Source organism: Pantoea sp. 9140, from assembly GCF_000745295.1.
GTDB classification, from domain to species: Bacteria; Pseudomonadota; Gammaproteobacteria; order Enterobacterales; family Enterobacteriaceae; genus Pantoea; species Pantoea vagans.
In genome coordinates, this window is record NZ_JQNO01000002.1 from 405,241 (window position 1) to 425,176 (window position 19,936).

20 protein-coding genes and 1 pseudogene are annotated in these 19,936 nt (G+C 56.1%); 8 read left to right on the plus strand and 13 right to left on the minus strand.

The window, feature by feature from the left end:
• Positions 1 to 12: 12 nt before the first annotated feature.
• A complete protein-coding gene (locus FA92_RS21165) occupies positions 13 to 423 on the minus strand; it encodes a GFA family protein (RefSeq protein WP_033785070.1) in 411 nt (136 codons plus the stop codon).
• Positions 424 to 580: 157 nt separating this feature from the next.
• Positions 581 to 1,351, minus strand: a complete 771-nt coding sequence (locus FA92_RS21170) for a DeoR/GlpR family DNA-binding transcription regulator (RefSeq protein WP_033785071.1) — start codon at positions 1,349 to 1,351, stop codon at positions 581 to 583.
• 123 nt (positions 1,352 to 1,474) lie between these two features.
• Between FA92_RS21170 and FA92_RS21175 the strand changes: the two genes are divergently transcribed.
• Together FA92_RS21175 and FA92_RS21180 are read left to right on the plus strand one after the other, a co-directional pair.
• Positions 1,475 to 2,626 carry an MFS transporter gene (locus FA92_RS21175; protein ID WP_033785072.1) on the plus strand — a complete coding sequence of 384 codons (1,152 nt, stop codon included), beginning with the start codon at positions 1,475 to 1,477 and terminating at the stop codon, positions 2,624 to 2,626.
• Positions 2,623 to 3,009, plus strand: coding sequence for a VOC family protein (locus FA92_RS21180; protein WP_033785073.1), 387 nt, complete (start codon positions 2,623 to 2,625; stop codon positions 3,007 to 3,009). Before FA92_RS21175 ends, FA92_RS21180 begins: the two co-directional genes overlap by 4 nt.
• A 12-nt stretch (positions 3,010 to 3,021) precedes the next feature.
• Here FA92_RS21180 and FA92_RS21185 read toward each other — a convergent pair whose 3' ends face one another.
• From FA92_RS21185 to FA92_RS21200, 4 genes are all read right to left on the minus strand, one after another.
• Positions 3,022 to 3,663 carry an NrsF family protein gene (locus tag FA92_RS21185; RefSeq protein WP_033785074.1) on the minus strand — a complete coding sequence of 214 codons (642 nt, stop codon included), beginning with the start codon at positions 3,661 to 3,663 and terminating at the stop codon, positions 3,022 to 3,024.
• A complete protein-coding gene (locus FA92_RS21190) occupies positions 3,650 to 4,204 on the minus strand; it encodes a sigma-70 family RNA polymerase sigma factor (RefSeq protein WP_033785075.1) in 555 nt (184 codons plus the stop codon). The genes FA92_RS21185 and FA92_RS21190 overlap by 14 nt, the downstream gene beginning before the upstream one ends.
• Positions 4,205 to 4,275: 71 nt before the next feature.
• Positions 4,276 to 5,517, minus strand: a complete 1,242-nt coding sequence (locus tag FA92_RS21195; protein WP_033785077.1) for a thioredoxin family protein — start codon at positions 5,515 to 5,517, stop codon at positions 4,276 to 4,278.
• Positions 5,518 to 5,541: 24 nt separating this feature from the next.
• Complete coding sequence (locus tag FA92_RS21200) at positions 5,542 to 6,099, minus strand: peroxiredoxin (RefSeq protein ID WP_033735696.1); 558 nt, start codon at positions 6,097 to 6,099, stop codon at positions 5,542 to 5,544.
• A gap of 365 nt (positions 6,100 to 6,464) precedes the next feature.
• On the opposite strand from FA92_RS21200, the gene FA92_RS21205 reads away from it, so the two are divergent.
• The 3 genes and pseudogenes from FA92_RS21205 (at position 6,465) to FA92_RS21215 (ending at position 8,429) form a co-directional block, all read left to right on the plus strand.
• Positions 6,465 to 7,673, plus strand: coding sequence for an aldose 1-epimerase family protein (locus FA92_RS21205; protein ID WP_033785180.1), 1,209 nt, complete (start codon positions 6,465 to 6,467; stop codon positions 7,671 to 7,673).
• 181 nt (positions 7,674 to 7,854) lie between these two features.
• Complete coding sequence (locus FA92_RS21210) at positions 7,855 to 8,115, plus strand: type II toxin-antitoxin system ParD family antitoxin (protein WP_033785079.1); 261 nt, start codon at positions 7,855 to 7,857, stop codon at positions 8,113 to 8,115.
• Positions 8,115 to 8,429, plus strand: a pseudogene (locus tag FA92_RS21215) (type II toxin-antitoxin system RelE/ParE family toxin). Before FA92_RS21210 ends, FA92_RS21215 begins: the two are co-directional and overlap by 1 nt.
• 269 nt (positions 8,430 to 8,698) lie before the next feature.
• Here FA92_RS21215 and FA92_RS21220 read toward each other — a convergent pair.
• On the minus strand, positions 8,699 to 9,160 hold the full coding sequence (locus FA92_RS21220; RefSeq protein WP_033785080.1) for an NUDIX domain-containing protein: 462 nt from the start codon (positions 9,158 to 9,160) through the stop codon (positions 8,699 to 8,701).
• 302 nt (positions 9,161 to 9,462) lie between these two features.
• Between FA92_RS21220 and FA92_RS21225 the strand changes: the two genes are divergently transcribed.
• Positions 9,463 to 10,233, plus strand: coding sequence for a transporter substrate-binding domain-containing protein (locus tag FA92_RS21225; RefSeq protein WP_033785081.1), 771 nt, complete (start codon positions 9,463 to 9,465; stop codon positions 10,231 to 10,233).
• A 34-nt stretch (positions 10,234 to 10,267) separates the two neighbouring features.
• Positions 10,268 to 11,341: a DUF2817 domain-containing protein gene (locus FA92_RS21230; protein ID WP_033785082.1), complete on the plus strand. Its 1,074-nt coding sequence runs from the start codon at positions 10,268 to 10,270 to the stop codon at positions 11,339 to 11,341.
• Between the two features lie 2 nt (positions 11,342 to 11,343).
• Here FA92_RS21230 and FA92_RS21235 read toward each other — a convergent pair whose 3' ends face one another.
• Complete coding sequence (locus tag FA92_RS21235; protein WP_033785083.1) at positions 11,344 to 12,117, minus strand: 2OG-Fe(II) oxygenase family protein; 774 nt, start codon at positions 12,115 to 12,117, stop codon at positions 11,344 to 11,346.
• 99 nt (positions 12,118 to 12,216) lie between these two features.
• Here FA92_RS21235 and FA92_RS21240 point away from each other — a divergent pair, with 99 nt between their 5' ends.
• Complete coding sequence (locus tag FA92_RS21240; RefSeq protein ID WP_033785084.1) at positions 12,217 to 13,122, plus strand: LysR substrate-binding domain-containing protein; 906 nt, start codon at positions 12,217 to 12,219, stop codon at positions 13,120 to 13,122.
• Between the two features lie 107 nt (positions 13,123 to 13,229).
• Here the strand turns inward: FA92_RS21240 and uca are convergent, their stop codons facing one another.
• The 5 genes from uca to FA92_RS21265 all read right to left on the minus strand — a co-directional run bounded on the left by uca (position 13,230) and on the right by FA92_RS21265 (position 19,914).
• Positions 13,230 to 16,835, minus strand: a complete 3,606-nt coding sequence (gene uca / locus FA92_RS21245; RefSeq protein ID WP_033785085.1) for an urea carboxylase — start codon at positions 16,833 to 16,835, stop codon at positions 13,230 to 13,232.
• Between the two features lie 110 nt (positions 16,836 to 16,945).
• Complete coding sequence (locus tag FA92_RS21250; protein WP_033785086.1) at positions 16,946 to 17,581, minus strand: urea amidolyase associated protein UAAP2; 636 nt, start codon at positions 17,579 to 17,581, stop codon at positions 16,946 to 16,948.
• Positions 17,582 to 17,591: 10 nt separating this feature from the next.
• Positions 17,592 to 18,320: an urea amidolyase associated protein UAAP1 gene (locus FA92_RS21255; RefSeq protein ID WP_033785087.1), complete on the minus strand. Its 729-nt coding sequence runs from the start codon at positions 18,318 to 18,320 to the stop codon at positions 17,592 to 17,594.
• Entirely contained in the window at positions 18,317 to 19,102 is a 786-nt protein-coding gene (locus FA92_RS21260; RefSeq protein WP_033785088.1) for an ABC transporter ATP-binding protein, read from the minus strand. The genes FA92_RS21255 and FA92_RS21260 overlap by 4 nt, the downstream gene beginning before the upstream one ends.
• The gene (locus FA92_RS21265) at positions 19,099 to 19,914 is read right to left on the minus strand and encodes an ABC transporter permease (RefSeq protein WP_033785089.1); all 816 of its coding nucleotides are present in this window, start codon (positions 19,912 to 19,914) and stop codon (positions 19,099 to 19,101) included. Before FA92_RS21265 ends, FA92_RS21260 begins: the two co-directional genes overlap by 4 nt.
• Positions 19,915 to 19,936: the final 22 nt, after the last annotated feature.

Genomic DNA, 19,936 nt, shown 5'->3' on the forward strand with positions numbered 1-19,936 from the left:
GACTGCGATCGTTCAGGATTGTGTGGGGGTGTAGATCAGATGACCGGCTACACCGCCTGCGCCGCCATCTTTAGGGTGGTTGATGCCATCGGAAACCGGCACATCGGTGAAGTCAAAAGGTGAAACACCTTCTAAGCAGGCGACGTTAACCCCAAACTGATCGGGCTGCGAGCGGCTCTGGTGAAAGGTATAAATGCCGCAGACGGAGCAGAAGTAGTGGCCCACCTCTTTGCTGTTGAAGCGATACTCTATGAGCTGTGCTTCACCCTGCGTCAGCTCGACCTTTGTCGCAAATACCACCACCGCGCCGCGCATCCGGCAAAACGAGCAGTTGCAGCGGCGCACGGTGTTGAATCCATCCTTCAGCGTTACCCGGTATGCTACTGCGCCGCAGTGGCATTGCGCTGTCATTTCAGTTTGCATCGCGATCTCCTTTGTCAGTTAACCCGCCAGCTTTCAGCCTACGCCAAAGCCGGAGGTTTGGCAGCATCAGAGTCCGGGTTATCACCAATTCAGGCAGTTCGAACCGTGCCTGTTTTTTAAGTCAGACAACAGTCCGCAGTTCTCCATCGTTCCTGGCTCAGACGGTGATAAGCGTGATCTCTTCAGCCGCAAAGGCATCAAGCAGGGTTTTATCAAGCTTCTCTTCCACCACCAGCGTTGAAATGTCACGGCATTTCGCCACGCTGAACCGCGCCACAGCGGGGATTTTATCCGCGGTAAGCCCGACAATAACCTGATTGCTCTGGGCCATGGCGACTTTCTTGAATTCACAATCCGCATAGTTAAAACCGGTCAGCCCGGCTTCAGGACTCATGGCGCAGCCGCCAATAAATGCCTGATCGAAAAATATCCCCTGAATCTGGTTCATCGCGGTTTGCCCGACTGCGCCGCCGGTACTCTTTTGTATCTGCCCGCCCAGCATGATCACCTCTGCGACAGGATGATTGATCAACAGCGCGGCGATATCGGGCGCATTGGTGACAACCGTCAGATTCAGCTCAGGCGGAAGCGCCTTTGCCAGCGCCAGATTGGTGGTGCCGGCATCAATAAAGATACAGCTGCTGGTTTTCACCAGACTGGCACAGCGCTGCGCGATCAGGGCTTTTGCTGCGTGATCGTGCTCTTTTCGGCTGATAAACGTGCCTGCATCCTGCAACTGTAAAACTGCGCCGCCATACACTTTTTTGCATAAGCCCTCTTTACTGAGTTCATGCAGATCGCGGCGGATCGTGTGCTCAGACACTGCCATCTGCCGGGCCAGATCCACGCAGACCACACGACCATTCTGCTGCAGGATCTCACGAATCAGGGCTTGCCGCTGCTGCGGGAAAGCTGCATAATCGAGCATGTAGACTCCAGAGTGTTCATAAACGAGCTATAGTGAGCATGATCGTTCACTTACCGGCAGGGTGTCAATAGCGGCTAATCGATACGCTTACTTTGTCTCTCCAGCATTTACTCAAGGATCGTAATGGCTAATAACGTCTCATCCGCTCAGGCAACACGCATCATCTTTTTTCTGGCCGGATTTATTACTGCGACCTGGGCCGTGATTGTGCCTTTCGCGCGAGCTAATACCGGCGTTAATGAAGCACAGCTGGGAACATTACTGCTCTGTCTGGGCGTCGGTGCCTTGATCGCAATGCCGGTGACGGGCTGGCTGACCAGCCGCTTTGGCTGCCGCCGGGTGATCCTGGTTGCCGTTGCGCTGATCGTTATCAGCGCCCCCTGGCTGGCGGTGCTTAGCGATCCGCTGCTGCTGGCGCTGGCATTACTGATTTTTGGCATCGGCATCGGGGTGACCGACTGCGCCATGAACATTCAGGCGATCCTGGTGGAAAAGCAGGCTGCGAAACCGGTGATGTCCGGCTTTCACGGCATGTACAGCGTGGGCGGCATTGCGGGTGCTGGCTTTATGACGCTGATACTGGCGATGGGTTTTAGCGTGCTGACCGGCTGCTTACTCGCGGTAGCGGCCGTGATTATCATGACGCTGGTCAGCGTATCGGGTTTACTGACTTACGCCAATTCCGCTGAAGGCCCGGTGTTTGCAGTTCCGCGTGGTAGCGTACTGATTATCGGCATCATCTGCTTTGCAGTCTTCCTGACCGAAGGCACCGTGCTGGACTGGAGTGCGGTCTATCTGACTGATGTCCGGGCCATTCCGGTCTCACTGGGCGGGCTTGGTTATACCTGCTTTGCTGTGGCGATGACGGTGGCGCGCCTGACCGGCGATCGCATCATCTCGTCGCTGGGTCGTCTGCCTGTTGTGCTGGGTGGTGCACTGGTTGCCGCAGCAGGCATGGCGATGGTGACATTTATCGCCTTCTGGCCGCTGGCACTATTGGGTTACACCCTGGTCGGTGCAGGCTGCGCCAATATCGTGCCGGTGATGTTTTCTGCTGCCGGACGTCAGACGGTGATGCCGCAAGCGGTCGCCATACCGGCTATTACCACGCTCGGCTATCTGGGCGTGCTGAGCGGACCCGCCGTCATTGGCTATGTGGCGCATTACACCCATCTGGGTTTCTCATTTTCACTGATCATGGCGCTGATGCTGGTCGTTGGCGCGGTTTCTCTAACCCTTAACCTGGGCCACAACACGGCAAAGGAAAACAGATGAAAATCGCCCACGTCGCACTCTGGACACGTCACCTTGAGGTACAGCAGCAATTCTGGCGCGAGTGGTTTAACGCGGAGAGCAATGCGCGCTATCAAAGCCGGAACCGTCCCGGCTTCGCCTCCTTCTTTATGCAACTGGAGCAGGGCGCAACCATTGAACTGATGACCCTGCCCGATTTGGCAGAGGGACAGCCGGGCAGGGAAGTCACTGGCTGGGCACACATAGCAATAAGCGTCGGTGATGAGCTGCAGGTCGATATGCTGGCTGTCAGGGCAGCAGAGGCGGGAATTTTGGTTGCGGCACCGCGCCGCACGGGTGACGGCTATTATGAAGCGATTATTCGCGATCCGGATGGAAACCTGATTGAGCTGGTCGCAGAGTAATTAACAAAGCCATTATGCGCCCAGTCGGACCCAGCGGCGTCCTGCCAGCACCGTCAGCACCACAATGGTAATGCCTGCCGCCAGATGCATGGAGAAATCGATCATATGCAGATGGGTCTCATGACACAGCGACAGCAACATCGATGAGGTAAACGCGCTGCCGCAGCCGCTCAGCGCCAGACTGCGCGCGGGATAGAGTGACCGGGTACGTTTCAGGGCGATCACGGACATCAACATCATCGGCAGGCTGGCCGACAGCATAAACAGATAGCAGTGTATCCCTTCACCCAACCGGCTCGCGCCCGCTGGCGGGGTTTCAGATGACATATTGATCAGATTCAGCCCCAGCCACATTACCGCCAGCAGCAGTGGCCAGCGCAGGCTGATGGTTTTTCGTCCTGCGATACTCAGCGTAAAGGCTGCCGCCAGCGTACTGCCTGCGATGATAAGAGAGAGCAGTACGGCGACAAATGCCAGCCATGCGCCAGGCTGGCTCCAGTCAGTAAACCTGCTGTGAAACGCCCAACTGGTCAGTGCGCCACAAGGCAGGGCGAGCGCGATCCAGCCTGCAACGCGCCAGGCGGTGGGCCAGACACGCTGTACCGGCTGGGCAGACTGGCTGAGCTGATCGATTAACTGGTCATGATTCCTCATGATGACCCCGTCCATATTTTCGAAGATTGACCATTGCGCGATGCAACAGGGATTTAACGGCAGACAGAGACTGATTGGTTTCAGCGGCTGCCTGCGCCAGGCTCTGCTCGCGCAGATGCACGGATTCGACGATCTCCCGCTGACGTAGCGGAAGGGTATCCAGATAGCCTGAGAGGATATCGGGATCGGCTGAGGCTTCTGCACTTTCAGCGGGCCGCTGCTGCAGCGCCTCATCATCCTGAACCTCCTGACGACGCCCATGCTGGCGCAGCGCGTCAATCGTTCGGGCAGAAGCAATAGCGGCCACCCACGGCAGAATCGGGCGCTGCGGATCGTAGGTATGCCGCACCCGATGGATTGCCAGCAGCGTATCCTGAATCACATCCTCAACCAGCAACTCATCGCCGATTTTTCTGCACACCAGTGCCCGGATGGCCGGAACCATCGCTTTAAGTAACTGGTTATAGGCTGCTCTGTCGCCCGCCTGCGCCCGGGCCATTAAGGCTGGCCAGTGCTGTGCGCGTTGATCAGTGTCTGACATCAGTCATCAGCAGATCAGTACACTGTCGTCGTGTACTGATACCGCAGCAGAAAATCGTTTCATCAATCGTCTCAGGTTTTCTTTCCTTTTTCCGTTGCCTGATCCAGCGCTGAAATCACGATGCCCGGTGTCAGCACCTGCGGGAGTACCACCGGTTTGCCGCCATCAGCCGGGTAGACCACGTAGAGAGGTAATCCACCGCGTCCGAAATCACTCAGCGCCTGTTCAACATCGGGATTGTATTTAGTTGAGTCCGCGACCATGTAAATGGTGCTGGTACGCGCCATCGCCGCTTTTACCGCCTGCGTCGACAGCGACGTGCGATCGTTGACCTGGCAGGTGATACACCAGGACGCGGTAAAGTTCACCAGGATAGGCTTACCCTGACCTTTAATTGCATCGACATTCTGTGGCGACCAGGCCACCGCGGCAGCGGCCGGTGAGGCGGCTTCCGTCTCAGCCGGTGCCGTGGCAAAACTGTTCAGATTCAGTAACGGCACCACGACCAGCGCCAGAAAGAACGCGGTGGCAACATGCAGTACCACATGACGCTGTCCCATCATACGGCGTTTCTGCGCCATGCCATACAGCCAGGCAGCAAAACTAAACAGTAAACAACAGGCCAGAATCGCGGCCAGGGCCGCTGATCCTGCCTGACGTTCCAGTACCCAGATCAGCCAGCCCACCGCTCCCAGCATCGGAAACGCCAGACCCTGTTTCAAGGTGATCATCCAGGCACCGGGCTTTGGCAATATTCTCGCCAGAACCGGGAAGAATGAGATCAGGGTAAAGGGTGCAGCAAAGCCCAGCGCCAGCGATATAAAGATTACCACACTGACCAGCGGAGGCTGGGTCAGCGCATAGCCTACCGCGCTGGCCATAAAGGGCGCGCTGCAGGGGGTGGCGACGATGATGGCCAGTGCCCCGGTCAGGGCTGAACCAACCAGTCCACCGCGATCGCCGCCCACTTCGCCGACCCGCTGGATCGACAGTCCGACCTCAAACAGACCGAGCAGGTTCAGTGCTGAGCCGAGCATCACCAGAATCAGTGCGGCGATAACCAGCGGCGATTGCAGCTGAAATCCCCAGCCCACCGACGCACCGCCCGCCCTGGCCAGCAGCAATACGGCGGTCAGAGCAACCATCGTCACCACGACACCAAGCAAAAAGGCCAGACCTTCTGCACGGGCGTGTGAGGGCGATTCGTGATGGCGGATCAGGCTCAGTGCTTTAAGCGAGATCACCGGAAACACGCAGGGCATGAGGTTCAGAATAATGCCGCCCAGGAAGGCGGCTGCAATCGCAGTCAGCATGATGTACCTGCTCAGATGATGAAGTTATGCCGGATTGGCCTGGCGATATTTTTTAACGGCATCCATCGCTTTCTGGATATGCGTATCAGGATTTTTATCGGTGAAGCTCAGCAGGATTTTGCCGTCCGGCGCAATCACATACGAGGTGCGGTCTGAGACTTTCTGCCCCTTCATCTCCATTGTGCTCTTATATTCTTCGGCGACTTTGGCACCCGGATCGGCGGCAACGGTAAATTTGTCACGACACTCCAGCTGCGAGAATTTAGCAATCTGATCGGTATTACCGGCGGTGACACCAATGACGGTCGCACCCTGTTTTTTGAATTCATCGGTCGCTTCAGCAAAGTCATGCGCTTCGAGCGTACAACCCGCACTGAACGCCGCCGGGAAGAAGTAAAGAACAACCGGGCCTTTCTTCAGCGCCTGCTGTAATGAGAAGGTGGTCGATTTACCCGCCAGCGCGGCGTCGAGTTTAAAATCCGGTGCTTTTTCACCGACCTGTAACGCCGCAAAAGCGGATGTTGCCGGAACACTCAGTGCCAGCAGCGTAGCGACGGCCAGGGTTTTCAGGGTGTTTTTCATTGGCGTGACTCTCTCCATTAACGAGCAGACGGGGTTGTCTGACGTCTCTTTTCTAAGGTTCGTTTAAAACGGAAAAAAGTTGCGCGGTTTTGAAATTTTTTTAACGTTTTTTTAGAGGACGTTGATCTGGGATTGTCGATTTTCATTGCAAGGCGAGCTGAATCGAGTACAGCTCATGTGTCTGTGACGCACAAAATGCGTCGTGGTTATTCTTTGTTGAACAAAATTTATGTGAGTTAACCCGCAATAATGTTGTTAAAAAGCACCGGTTTTCTGGCAGGTGAGCATCGTCACGTTTCTGGTCAGCTTCAGACAGTAGATTCCATTTATGGAATGAAAAAACGATTCAGCAAATGAGGCGGATGATGAAGATTAAACTGGCGTTAACAGTACTGGCGGTTCTGGTTTCAGGTTCAGCAGCGGCGAAAACCTGGGTGCTTACAAGTGCTGAACAGGGCACCGAGCAGGGTAACTGGCAGATTTCCAGCAGTGAGCTGAAGTTCCAGGGCAAACCGTTCAGCATTGAGCAAAAAGTGCTTCATGGTGGCAAGCAGGAAGGCAGTAAAATTATCACCATCCACAGTCAGGATGGCCTGACCATCACACTCAGCCCGACTCGGGGCATGAATTTGCTGCGTGTCGAGGGCTTTGGTTCTCGTATGGGATGGGATTCACCGGTGAAAGAAGTGGTTAATCCCGCTTATATCAACCTTGAAAGCCGCAACGGTCTGGGCTGGCTGGACGGATTCAACGAGATGATGGTGCGCTGTGGCTATGAGTGGACCGGACATCCGGTTACCGATCAGGGCCGGATTTACACGCTGCACGGTAAAGCAGGTAACACGCCGGTTTCGCAGCTGGAAGTTGAAGTGGCTGATGCGGCACCGCATGAAATCCGTATTCGCGGCCTGATTAAAGAGAGCACCTTCAAGAAGACGGATTTGCAGACCATGACCGAGCTGCGCTATGTGCCGGGCAGCAACAGTTTCAGCCTGCATGACGTGTTAACTAATTACGCTGACTATCCGCACGATTATCAGATTATCTATCACAGCAACTTCGGCCAGCCTATTCTGGAAGAGGGCGCACGTTTCCTGGCCCCGATGTCCGGCATCAGCCCGTTCAATGACTATGCAAAAGCCGGGTTAAAGGACTGGCAGACCTACAAAGGTCCGACCAAAGACTTTGATGAGATGGTATTCAACATCAAGCCACTTTCCGACAGCAATCACCAGACCGTCGCTGCAGTGATTAACAAAGCCGGAAACACCGGCGCATCGATTCAGTTTGATACCCGTCAGCTGCCGATGCTGACCTTATGGAAAAATACTGACACCCTGAAACAGGGCTACGTGACCGGCATCGAGCCAGGCACCAGTTACGCCTATCCGGTCACCATTGAACGCGAGCAAAAGCGCGTCAAGCAACTGCAACCGGGCGCCAGTACGGCATTTGACCTGACGTACACCTTGCTGCACAGCAGCGAACAGGTGAATGACGTTGAGAAACGCATTAAGACTATCCAGGGTGAAACGAAGATAGATGTAAGCGAGACGCCGATAGCTAAGGAGTAAGTGGCTTAAAACCCCGACAGCAGTCGGGGTTTTTGCTATTAAGTTCAGAACGTTATGTATTTTAGCCACTACGCTAAGCAGACAAATCAGTAGCGGACCGTTAAGCCTGAAGTTGATGAAGAAGTGTTACTCTGAAATACTAACAGTTATTAACTGATAGTAATCCGGCGGGAGCAACAACATGCCAACCAGCGTAGCACTAACACCTTATTTTGAAGCGTTCATCCGTGAACAGATCGAAGGTGGACGATATAACAACACGAGTGAAGTGATCCGTGCCGGTCTGAGAGCACTGGAAGAACGCGAACAACAGATCAAACTTGATGCTCTGCAAAAAGCGGTCAACGCAGGTATTAACAGCGGTGAAAGCAAAAATGCGGAAGAAGTATTCGGTCGTTTGTCGCAAAAATATCGGCGGCAGGCTGAGGGTGGTAAAGCATAATGAAACTGGGTATATCGCCTCTGGCAGAACAGGATATAGAGGCCATCGGTGACTATATTGCGCAGGATAACCCAGTGCGCGCATTTAGCTTCACATAAGAACTGTATCAGCAGTGCCTGCTTATAGCAGAGTCCCTGGTTATCTATAAGGAGAGGCCTGAGCTGGGACAAAGCGTCAGAACCTGTGCTTACGGACGCTATCTTATCGTGTTCAGGCTGCTGGACCTCGAAGTCCGCATAGAGAGGCTCCTTCATGGTTCGCGGGATATCATCACGCTGTTCTCTGAAAATGGGAAGCCGAAAAGTCCTCTGTGAGCGGAATAAAGGTCTTTCCAGAAAGATATGGAATGCCTGAGCGATATAATCATGAAGATTAGTTGCGATACATACTCAGCGTTTAAGCAAAAGTGAAAGGGGGAGTTTACTACGCCACTGGACATGAGCTTGATAGCTTATTTAACATAAGATAGATTGTGCGCATTTAAAGTCTTTGATTGGCCGTTTCACGTGATTTGCTGAAAAATCGGCTATGACGCCTCTGGTGCGGCGCTTTTGACCAGAGCTGTTGATTCATAGGCCCGGAGTCAGAAGATAGTTGATAACTCATCCGGTATTGAGCAGATATCAGGAATATTTGAGGGATAAACGATATCGTCAGTATTTATCAGTTCATTCAGATCCCACCAATGATAATTGGCAATGACTGTTTTTTCATTATCGGTCCATCCGCCAGTACTGATATTTTCATCACCTGTTTTAATTAAATAAAATCGCTCATGTGCCAGAACTACCTCACCGCTGGGGAGCGTCATTTCAAAAGTTCTCTCTGTTAGCGGTTGCCCCACCGAATCAACGTTAATACCTGTTTCTTCCTTGAGTTCCCTGAGGGCTGCCTGCTCAAACGTTTCTCCTGTTTCCACGCCTCCACCGGGCGTTGCCCAGTATACTCTGCCTGCCAGCGCATCACTTTCATGCCTGAACCTGAATAATAAAACCTGATTGAGAGCGTTAATGATTAGTAAACGTGCAGATTTACGGGTACGCACTGGACAACTCCTTTTTCACATACGATGTAAGTCAGTGTAACTGATTTAGCATGTAACAATAAAACAGAGTCGAAGCTAAATTAATTACTGCTTTCAGGTTCCAGTTCCGGACCTCTCAAGCCCTCCATCCCATACCAGGTTAGTATTAAGCAAAATTTAACGCCGTATCAATAATTCGCACAGCCCCTTAATAACATAAGATTTTACTCTGGAAGAACGCGGTTTATTCGCTGGCAGCAAAACAGGCCGCATGTTATTAAATTTAAATGTCGTGCTTAATTTCACCTGTCGGGAAATAAAATATGAAAAAGAGCGTATCTCTTGCATTACTGTTTTCGCTTACCGCGTTCACCCAGGGTGCTCTGGCCCAGCAGACACTGCGTTTTGGCGTTGATCCGACGTTCCCGCCGTTTGAATCTAAAGCGGCTGATGGGTCGTTACAGGGCTTTGATATTGATATTGGCAACGCCATCTGCGCGCAGGCAAAGGTGAAGTGCCAGTGGGTGCAGATGGGTTTTGACAGCAGCATCCCTGCCCTTCAGGCGAAGAAATTTGATGCCATCCTGTCGGCAATGTCGATGACCGAAAAACGTCGTCAGCAGGTAGCATTCAGCGATATGTTGTACAACACGCCGAGTGCCTTACTGGCACCAGCGGCCAGCAAGCTGACGACCGACGTTGCCTCATTGCGCGGTAAGACGATTGGTGTGGCTCAGGGCACCATCCAGGAAACTTACGCCAAAACCAAATGGGAGTCGCAGGGCGTCAAAATCGTCTCTTATCCTAATCAGATGGAAGTCTACCCGGATCTGGTCGCCGGACGTCTTGATGGCAGCCTGGCGAATGCGGTCTCTGCTGAACAGGGATTCCTCACCACATCGGAAGGCAAGCCGTACGCCATTAAAGGGACGCTGGTAGATAAAGTCATCTTTGGTGATGGTGTCGGTATCGCGTTACGCAAAGGCGATGAGGCAAATCTGAAGATGATCAACACGGCGCTGGCAGAGATCCACAAAAACGGCAACTACGATCAGCTGACCAAAAAATACTTCAAATTTAACGTTTATCCGTGATGCGGTTCGCGCGCCGCATCGCAGGAGGCTGAACATGGCATTACCCGATTACCGCGCTCAGCGCGCACGCTTTCTTACCGCTGCGCAGAATAAAGGCGCAGAAATCACCTCTTACCCGCACCCACTCCCTGGCCCGCAGGGTGAAGCGCTGTATACGGATGTGGCACGGTTGGGACCCGCCACGGCATCACGTCTGATGCTGGTGGTCTCCGGCACGCACGGCGTTGAAGGCTATTATGGTTCGGATTGTCAGATCGCCTGGCTCGATGCGCTGGATGAAAAAGCATTACCCGCTGATACCGCACTGCTGCTGGTTCACCTGATCAATCCGTGGGGAGCAGCCCATTTACGGCGCGTAAACGAAGAGAATATCGATCTCAATCGTAACTTTATCGACTTCAGCCAGCCCGTTCCGGCTAACCCGGATTATGCGCACTGGCACGGAATCTATCATGGCGACCGTGCCAGTGCGGATCGGCAATTAGCTGAGGCACTGGAGGACCAGAGCTGGCAGGCAGTTAAACGCGTGGTGGAAGCCGGACAATATACGTTTGCGGATGGGTTCTTCTTCGGCGGACACCAGCCCAGCTGGTCTCACCTTACGATGAAGGCGATCATCGACCAGCATCTCTCGGTTGCAAAAACCATCCTCAGCTTTGATCTGCACACCGGAGCCGGCGCGTGGGGGCATCCGATGCTGCTGTCCATTGCAGAGCAGCGTTATGCTGCTCATGAGTGGGGCAAAACTATTTATGGTGAGTGGCTGACCGTATTGTTGACGGGTACAGGACGTGACAGCGTAACCGGTGTGACTGCCACCGCAACGGGATATCTGTCGCAATACCTGCTGAGTTCCCTTCCTGACACACTGATATTGCCGCTTGTGGTGGAATGCGGAACCTACGAGGCAGAGGATATGCACAGGCGGGTGCGTGAAGATCACTGGCTCCATCTCACTGGCGATCCCGCCAGTGCGGCTGGCCAGACGTCAAAACAGCAACTGGTCGAGGGATTCTGGCCTGAAGATGCGGACTGGCGTGCGTTAGTGGCTTTCCGCACGCAGCAAATCTTTCAGCGCGGCTGGCGTGCCCTTACGGACACGCTCTGATTTTATAGTCTGCCGTAAAAGGTCATTCGGGCTGTTTCTGACAGCGCGATATCCGGCTGAGTATTGTAAGCCAGCACAGCCAGCATCCGCGTGACCTCGCCTTCGGTCGGCGTCACGCGATGCAGGGAGTTACGGCCGCGAAACAGCACCAGATCGCCAGCATCAATCTCCAGCGCGTCAACCGGCTGGCGCGCGTCCAGTACCGCGTCGACACCGTCGAAGTTCATCTCACCGGCATCGGCATCACGCAGATCCTTCACATACTCAAACACGCCACCCCCCAGCGGTTTCTGGACCAGTAAGGTGATAGCAAAGGAGGAGTTGTCGAAGTGCCAGCCCAGCTCCTGGCCGTCAGACGCATAGTGCAGGTTAATCGACGAAAGCGGATCGGCATAAGGATGGAGCGCTTCCTCTCCCAGTACATCGCACAGGAAATGTTTAAACAGGACATCGTTATAAAGCTGGCGCAGCGGCGAGTCGGCAGCGATAACATCATCTGTAATGCATCCTTTGGTGCTGAGCACATCCCGGTTACGCGGGTGATCCGCGCTGAACGCTTCATCCGGCTTCATCAGGTAGACATTGTGTTTGCTGCGGGTGTGATAGGCCAGATGACGCCGGGCATTGCCCTCTTCAATAATCGCCTCCAGAGCATGAGGTTGTAAAAACTGACGCAGTACCAGCGCGCCGGCGTGGTTTAACTGCTCACGACAGCGCTGACGCCAGCCCTGATCGGCCAGCGGATGAAGATCGAGACGAACGAGGGATCCAGACATAGCAACATTTCTCATGATGGGCAGGTGTGATGTTACTCTACCTGTCGCCTGCCACGCAGCGTAACGATAAAAACTTACTGCCCTGATAAGGAAGAGTTAATGCCTGCCCAATTGCCAAGGTTGCCCAAAATCAGCGTCATACAGTCCTTTAAAGTGGCCGCCGAACTGGGCAGCCTTGCAAAAGCTGCCGCCCAGCTGGCTTTGACCCCGGCGGCGGTCAGCCAGCAGATCCGCCAACTGGAGGAACAACTCGGCAGCGCGCTGTTTCTGCGCACGCAGAGCGGCGTGATGCTGACCGAAACCGGCAAAGAGTATCTGCGCTATGTCACCGAAGCTTTTGATATTTTGCACCTCGGCCAGCAGAACATCCGCCATGCGGCCAGCGCGCCAAAACTCACGATTTACGCACTACCCGCGCTGGCGTCGAAATGGCTGCTGCCCGAACTGACCTACTGGCGCGATCGTTGCCCGGATATCGATCTCTCGTTACATGGCACCCATTCACCGGTCGATTTTACGGCGATGCCCGCCGATTTCGTAATCTGCTTTGGTGAAGATCGTTACCCGCAGCTGGATAAGATCAGATTGTTTCAGGATGAGGTGCTGCCGGTGGCCAGTCCGTCTCTGCTACGACGTTTCACGCCGGAAACGATCTTAAGTCAGGCGCCGCTGATCCACCTCGACTGGGGTAATGAAGGACGATTTCTGCCAGACTGGCAAAGCTGGTTTCAGGCAAAAGGCATGGATGAACCGCTGCCGCAGCCCGCATTCAGCTTTAACCTGACCTCACTGGCGATTGATGCGGCGGTTGCAGGTGTGGGACTGTTGCTGGGACAGCGACGCCTTATCGCGCCAGAGCTGGCGCGTGGCGATCTGGTGGTGGTGGATGATCTTTGCCTGCCGCTGAGCAAACCCTATTTCCTGGCGTGGCCGCAACGCACGCTGAGTCAGCCTGGCAGTGAAGCGATGATCGGCTGGCTAAAAGAACTGGGCGCGCGGTGCTGATACCCGGCTGCTGTGATGCATGTTGCCTGCGCCCGCCAGCAATCTGCCGCTGACGGGCGCAGCGGCATTCAGCATGACCTTATCCGGCTGGCCGGTTGTGATCGTCGTTATGCGTTATCTTCAACGATTACCGCCACGCGTTGCCCTGCACGTACTGCGCTGCCTGGCTGGACGCTGACCTGCTGAATAATGCCGCTGCACGGAGCCAGAAGTGGGATCTCCATCTTCATCGACTCCAGCACGACAAGAATATCCCCCTCCCGCACCCGGCTGCCCGCGGTCGCCTGCACCTGCCAGAGATTACCGGATACCGGACTTTCAACCCCCTGCTCGCCCGGCTGCAGCGGCGCGTCGCCGCCTTCTTCCGCTACGTCTTCCTGACTGTCGAAATGGGCCTGGCCGCTGGCTATCCAGCGGTCACGTTCCGCATTGAACGCACTTTGCTGATGCTCACGAAACTCGCCGATACTCTCCGCTTCACGCGCAAGGAAGTTCTGATACTCTGCCAGCCGCAGCGTGCTGTGCTCAATGCGCAGCGGATAGCGACCCAGTGGAAAATCGCGACGAATCTGCAGCAGTTCTTCGGCGGAAACCGGATAAAAACGGATCTGATCAAAAAAGCGCAGCAGCCAGGGCTTACCGCCAAAATCGGCTACTTCGTGATATCGGTTCCACATCTGCAGCGTGCGGCCCACAAACTGATAGCCGCCAGGCCCCTCCATGCCATAAACGCACAGATAAGCGCCGCCGATGCCCACTGAGTTTTCCGCCGTCCAGGTGCGGGCCGGATTATATTTCGTCGTCACCAGCCGATGACGCGGATCCAGCGGCGTGGCAACCGGCGCGCCAAGATAGACATCGCCCAGTCCCATGACCAGATAGCTGGCCTCAAACACGGTGTTCCAGACGGCCTGCTCATCCGGCAGATCGTTTATCCGGCGGATAAACTCAAGGTTGCTCGGGCACCAGGGCGCGTCCGGACGCACGGTGGTCATATATTTTTCGATCGCCTTCTGACAGGCGGGATCGTCCCAGGAGAGCGGCAGATGGACCACACGTGTCGGCACCTGAAGGTCGTCACTCATGCAGACCCTCTCCCACTCACCGCGCACCCACGCCAGCAGCACGTCTGGCGTCAGCGTTTCCGGCTGGAAGTGGATTTGCAGCGAGCGAATGCCCGGCGTGATATCAGTAATGCCGTTGCGGGATTGCGTTTCCAGCGCCTGCATCAGGGCGTGAATGCGAAAGCGCAGTACCAGATCCAGCTCCGGCTCGCCTGCCTCCAGCAGCAGATGCGTATCGCCAGAAAGCCGTGCCACCAGACGTTTATCCGCCTCGCCGCAGGCCATTATTATCGGCGACATCAGCGGCGCAGGCTCCCAGTGAATGTCCTGTGGCTGTAGCGTGGTCAGCTCGTTGCGACGTCCCTCTGCCAGTCGCCGTGCCGTCGGGATATCCACCGGAACAAACTGCACTTTGTCACCCGCTTTGAGCTGTCCCAGTTGCCAGAGATCCGCTTCGATCACCGTCGCCGGGCAGACGAACCCGCCGAGACTCGGGCCATCCGGTCCCAGGATGACCGGCATATCACCGGTAAAGTCGACCGCGCCAATGGCGTAAGGGTTGTCATGAATATTCGAGGGGTGTAGTCCCGCTTCGCCGCCGCTGTCGCGGGTCCAGATCGGCTTTGGCCCAATCAGGCGCACGCCTGTGCGGCTGGAGTTAAAATGCACTTCCCATTCTGTGGCAAAGAACGTCGCCATATAGTCAGGCGCGAAGAACTCCGGCGCGCCGTGGGGACCGTAAATCACGCGCAGCGTGCGAACCGGCGCGAGATCGGTGCGCAGCGCATCAGGCAATTCTGTTCCGGCTGTGTTCGTAGTCCGCGGCGCGAGATGCAGCACATCGCCGCTGCGCAGCGCTCGACCAGCGTGTCCGCCAAACTGACCGAGGGTAAAGGTGCTTTTGCTGCCTAAATAGTCCGGCACCTGAATACCCCCGCTCAGGCAGAGATAGCTTCTGACGCCCGCACCACGCATCGCGCCCAGCTTTAGCGTTGATCCCGCCGGAAGGGTAAACACAGCGTCCATCGCCTGTTCAACGCCATCCAGCGTGACACTGAGCGGCGCACCGCAGACCACCGCCTGAATCGCCGTGTTAAATTTCAGGGTGGGCCCGTTCAGGGTGATTTCCAGCGCGGCGTCACTCTCGTTATTGCCCAGCAGACGGTTGCCTGAGCGCAGGGCGCGATCGTCCATCGGCCCCGACGGCGGCACACCAACCGCCCAGTATCCCAGTCGTCCAGGATAGTCCTGCACGCTGGTCTGGGTGCCGGCACTCACTACCTCAACGGTGGCCGCCTGATAGCTGAGCTGCTCCAGGCAGCGGGTCCAGGGTTCACCCGCCGTAAAGGGCGCAAAGGCTAAAATCTGCTGGAGATAGCGGCGGTTGGTTTCAACGCCATAAAAACGGGTTTCTGCCAGCGCCTGTGCCAGGGTGGCGATTGATTCTTCGCGCGTAGCGCTGAAGGCAATCACTTTTGCCAGCATCGGGTCAAAGAATGGCGGGACTTCGCATCCGGCCTCCACCCAGCGGTCGATGCGCAGAGTTTTACCGTCGGATGCCGGGAAATGGACTTCAGTTAACAGTTCGGGTGAAGGCTGGAACTGCCGTCCCGGATCTTCTGCATAGATGCGCGCCTGCACGGCATGGCCCTGTGGATTCAGCGTGGCGGCTAATGCGCTCAGCGGCGGAAGATCACCTGCCGCCAGCTCAATCATCCATTTCACCAGATCCACGCCCCAGACCTGCTCTGTTACGCCATGTTCAACCTGCAGGCGGGTATTCACTTCAAGGAAATAGAACTGTAGTGCTGCGCTGTCGTAAACAAATTCAACAGTGCCCGCGCTGCGATAGTTCACCGCTTTCCCCAGGGCGATAGCCGCCGAGCAGAGCGCTTCGGCCATGCCAGCTGGCAGATTCGGCGCAGGCGTCTCTTCGATCACTTTCTGATTACGTCGCTGAACCGAGCAGTCGCGCACGCCCAGCGCGATAACCTCGCCCTTTCCGTCACCGAAAATCTGCACCTCAAGATGACGGGCACGTTCGATATATTTTTCGAGAAACACCCCTGCGTCGCTGAAGTTGTTCTGGCCGAGACGCTGTACGGTTTCAAACGCGTCTGACAGTTCATTCGCATCACCGCAGACGCGCATGCCAATGCCGCCACCGCCCGCCGTGCTTTTCAGCATCACCGGATAGCCGACACGCTCTGCGGCGCGGCGGGCTTCGCTGACATCCGCCAGCAGCTCACTGCCCTCCAGCAACGGCACGCCTTCAGCCTTCGCCAGCGCGCGGGCCGTATGTTTCAGGCCAAAGGTCCGTAACTGCTGCGGCGTGGGACCGACAAAAATCAGACCGGCGGCCTCGCACGCTTCCGCAAAGGCGGCGTTTTCGGAAAGAAAACCGTAGCCCGGATGGATCGCTTTTGCCCCGCTCTGCTGCGCGGCGGCGATGATTTTTTCCGTCACCAGATAGGTTTGTGCGGCCGGGCCTTCGCCAAGGCTCAGTGCGTCATCCGCCTCGCGAATATGTAAGCTGCTCAGGTCGGCTTCGGAATAAACAGCGACGCCTTTCACCTGCATGGCACGCAGCGTGCGAAGGATGCGACAGGCGATCGCGCCGCGATTAGCAATCAGTAAGGTATCAAACATAGGCGAACTCTCAGGGATGCGGGTCGTCCCGCAAAATTCGATATTCCCTGGGGCCGTCCCCGGGGCTGACCGGCACTAAAAAGGTTGCCGGAGAAGTTCAGAGGGCTGGCTCAGTTCCACACCAGCACTTCGGCGGGCGTCGGGTTCCAGCCGTTGCAGGGGTTATTCAGCTGCGGACAGTTGGAGATCAGCACCATTACGTTGCATTCGGCCACCAGGTCGACATATTTCCCGGGCGCAGATAAGCCGTCTTCGAAGGTCAGACCGCCTTCAGGCGTGACCGGAACGTTCATGAAAAAGTTAATGTTGGCGCCGATATCCCGCTTGTGCAGACGGCCATCATGCAGGCAGGCGCACAGGAAGTTATCCCGACAGCTGTGCATGTCGCGTTTATCGTGGGCATAGCGCACGGTGTTGCTCTCCTGGGAACAGGCTCCTCCCAGGGTATCGTGGCGACCACAGGTGTCGGCGACGATCGTCAGCAACGGATTGCCGAGATTCGAATAGAGCACGCTGCCGGTGGTCAGATAGACCTTGCCCTGACGACGCAGCGTGCGCTGAGGATCGTAGCGTTCACGCGGGTTGTCGGTGTTGTAAAACAGGGTATCTATCGCCTGATTGCCTTCGAGGTCGAGCAGTCGCAGCGTTTGCCCTTTTTTGACTTCGAACAGCCACGGCTCGCCTGCCGGGATCACGTGCCGATAGACGGCATCTTCAGGACGACGATCAGAATGGACAACGGTCATCGCAGCCTCCTTACAGGGCAAAAAGTTGAGTGTTGTGAAATGCACGCTGGTTTTCGCCGCGGTTAACGATCGCCTCACTGACGGCCTGCATATCGTCGGCCTGATACCAGCTCAGCTGGACCGGACGGGGATGATAGTCAGTGGCCGGATCCTGCGGATGTGGCAGCGCGGTCAGCACCATCAGCACGTCCATGGGCGCGTAAAGCTCAACGAAATCCCCCGCGCGGCTGTTGTCCGTGCTGAACCCGAAACGGCCCTGCCCATCAACCATGACCTTGCTGAAAAAGTTGACGACCATCAGCAGATCTTCCAGACCCAAATCCCATTTGCCCATCTCAACCAGCAGATTATCCACGCCGTTGCGATAGAAGCCGTTGCGCAACTCCTGATAGCGACCGGCACCGTACTTCTCCTGTGTTTCCGCCGCGTTGAGTACGCCGCCAAACGGGTCGTGCCAGCCGCAGCTATCGGCAACGATCGCGGCCATCACGCGCCCCATGTCGGAGTAGAAACAGTGGCCGGTGGTCAGGCGTGCGGTGTGCTGACCTTTCAGGGTATCCGGCAGATTGAGCCGTTCACTTTTCTCGTGCGGATTGAGCATCATCATGCTGACATTGGCGCCGCCTTCGATATCGGTCAGACGCAGGATCTGCCCTTTACGCAGAATCAGTGAGGTATGCGCGCCACCGGGCAGCAGCTCTTCGCGCAGGCTCGGGGCTGAATGAAAAAGTTCTGTCATTTAGCAGTCTCCTTTAAAGGGTAAATGTTGTTTCTGCTGCCGGTCGCCAGCTGTGACAGCCGCGTCTCATTAAGCGGGATGTCGTAGGTGATACGCGCGCCCCACGCATTGGGGGCCTGTGGGTCGATGCGCACCTTGTCGAACACCAGCAGCCGGGTGCCGAGATTGAAACCTTCGGCAAGGTCGTGCGTGACCATAAAGACCGTCATCCGGGTTTCGCTCCACAGCTGGAGCAGCAGCGCATGCATATCTTTGCGGATGCCGGGATCCAGCGCGCCAAACGGCTCGTCCAGCAGCAGCACGCGTGGCTGCATCACAAACGCCTGCGCAATCGCCAGCCGCTGCTGCATTCCGCCGGAAAGCTGCGCCGGATATTTATCCAGCGAATGGCCCAGCCCGACTTTCTCCAGCATCTGTTTAGCCTGTTCGCGTGCCTGGCGTTTTCGGGCACCAAATAACCGGCCTGTAAGAGGTGACGCCGGAAGTTCGAGGCCAATGGCGACGTTATCCAGCACGTTGAGATGAGGGAAAACCGAATAGCGCTGAAACACCACGCCACGGCTGCGATCCGGCTCTCCGGGCAGTTGCTCACCGTTCAGCGTGATTGATCCCCGCGTCGGCTTCTCCTGACCGAGCAGCAGGCGTAAGAATGTCGATTTACCGCAACCGGACGCTCCTACCAGCGAACAGAATTCGCCCTCTTTCACCTGCAGATTGATGCGTTCCAGCACCACGTGGTCGCCATACTCCTGCCAGATATTTTTGATATCGATAAAACTCATTCCCGGCCTCCTTCCGCCCAGGGGAAACAGGCTTTGTGCAACTGACGCAGCGCGAGGTCCATCAGCCACGCCAGCAGCGTGATCCAGATGACATAAGGAATGATCACATCCATCGCCATATAGCGGCGGACGAGGAAGATGCGATAACCCAGCCCGGCGGTCGCGGAGATGGCTTCGGCGGAGATCAGAAAGAGCCATGCCGATCCAAGCAGCAGACGCAGCGACGTAATCAGCCGCGATAACAGCTGCGGCAGCACGACCCGCAGCACCACCGTCCAGCTGTTCGCTCCCAGGGTTTGCGCTTTGATAAACAGCTCTGCGGGGATTTCCCGCGCCCGATGCTCCAGATCGCGCGCCAGCATTGGTGTGATGCCAATGACGATCAGCATCACTTTTGACAGTTCATTCAGCCCGAAGACGATAAACAGCATTGGCAGCAGCGCCAGCGGCGGGATCATCGACACCACGGTCATGAAAGGTGACAGCGCCGCGCGGGTCATCGGAAAGACGCCCGCAGCAATGCCGATGCACAAGCCAATTACCGAAGAGAGCGCCAGGCCAGTCAGCAGACGGGTTAGGCTAATCCACGTATCCGCCCACAGCAGATACTCCCCGCTGCGCTTGTCCGGTGTGAACGCCATCCGGTCGATGGCCGCGATCATCTGTGACAGGCCGGGCAGCAGTTTGTCGTGGGGATTCGCTTCCAGACGCACTGCCGAACTGATAAACCACGCGGCGATCAGCAACACAAACGGTAACAGCATCAGCGTCAGGCGCATTCCCTGCCGGGGATAGCGGTTGATGTGGCGCATGCCAAATACTCCTGAGTCCGGT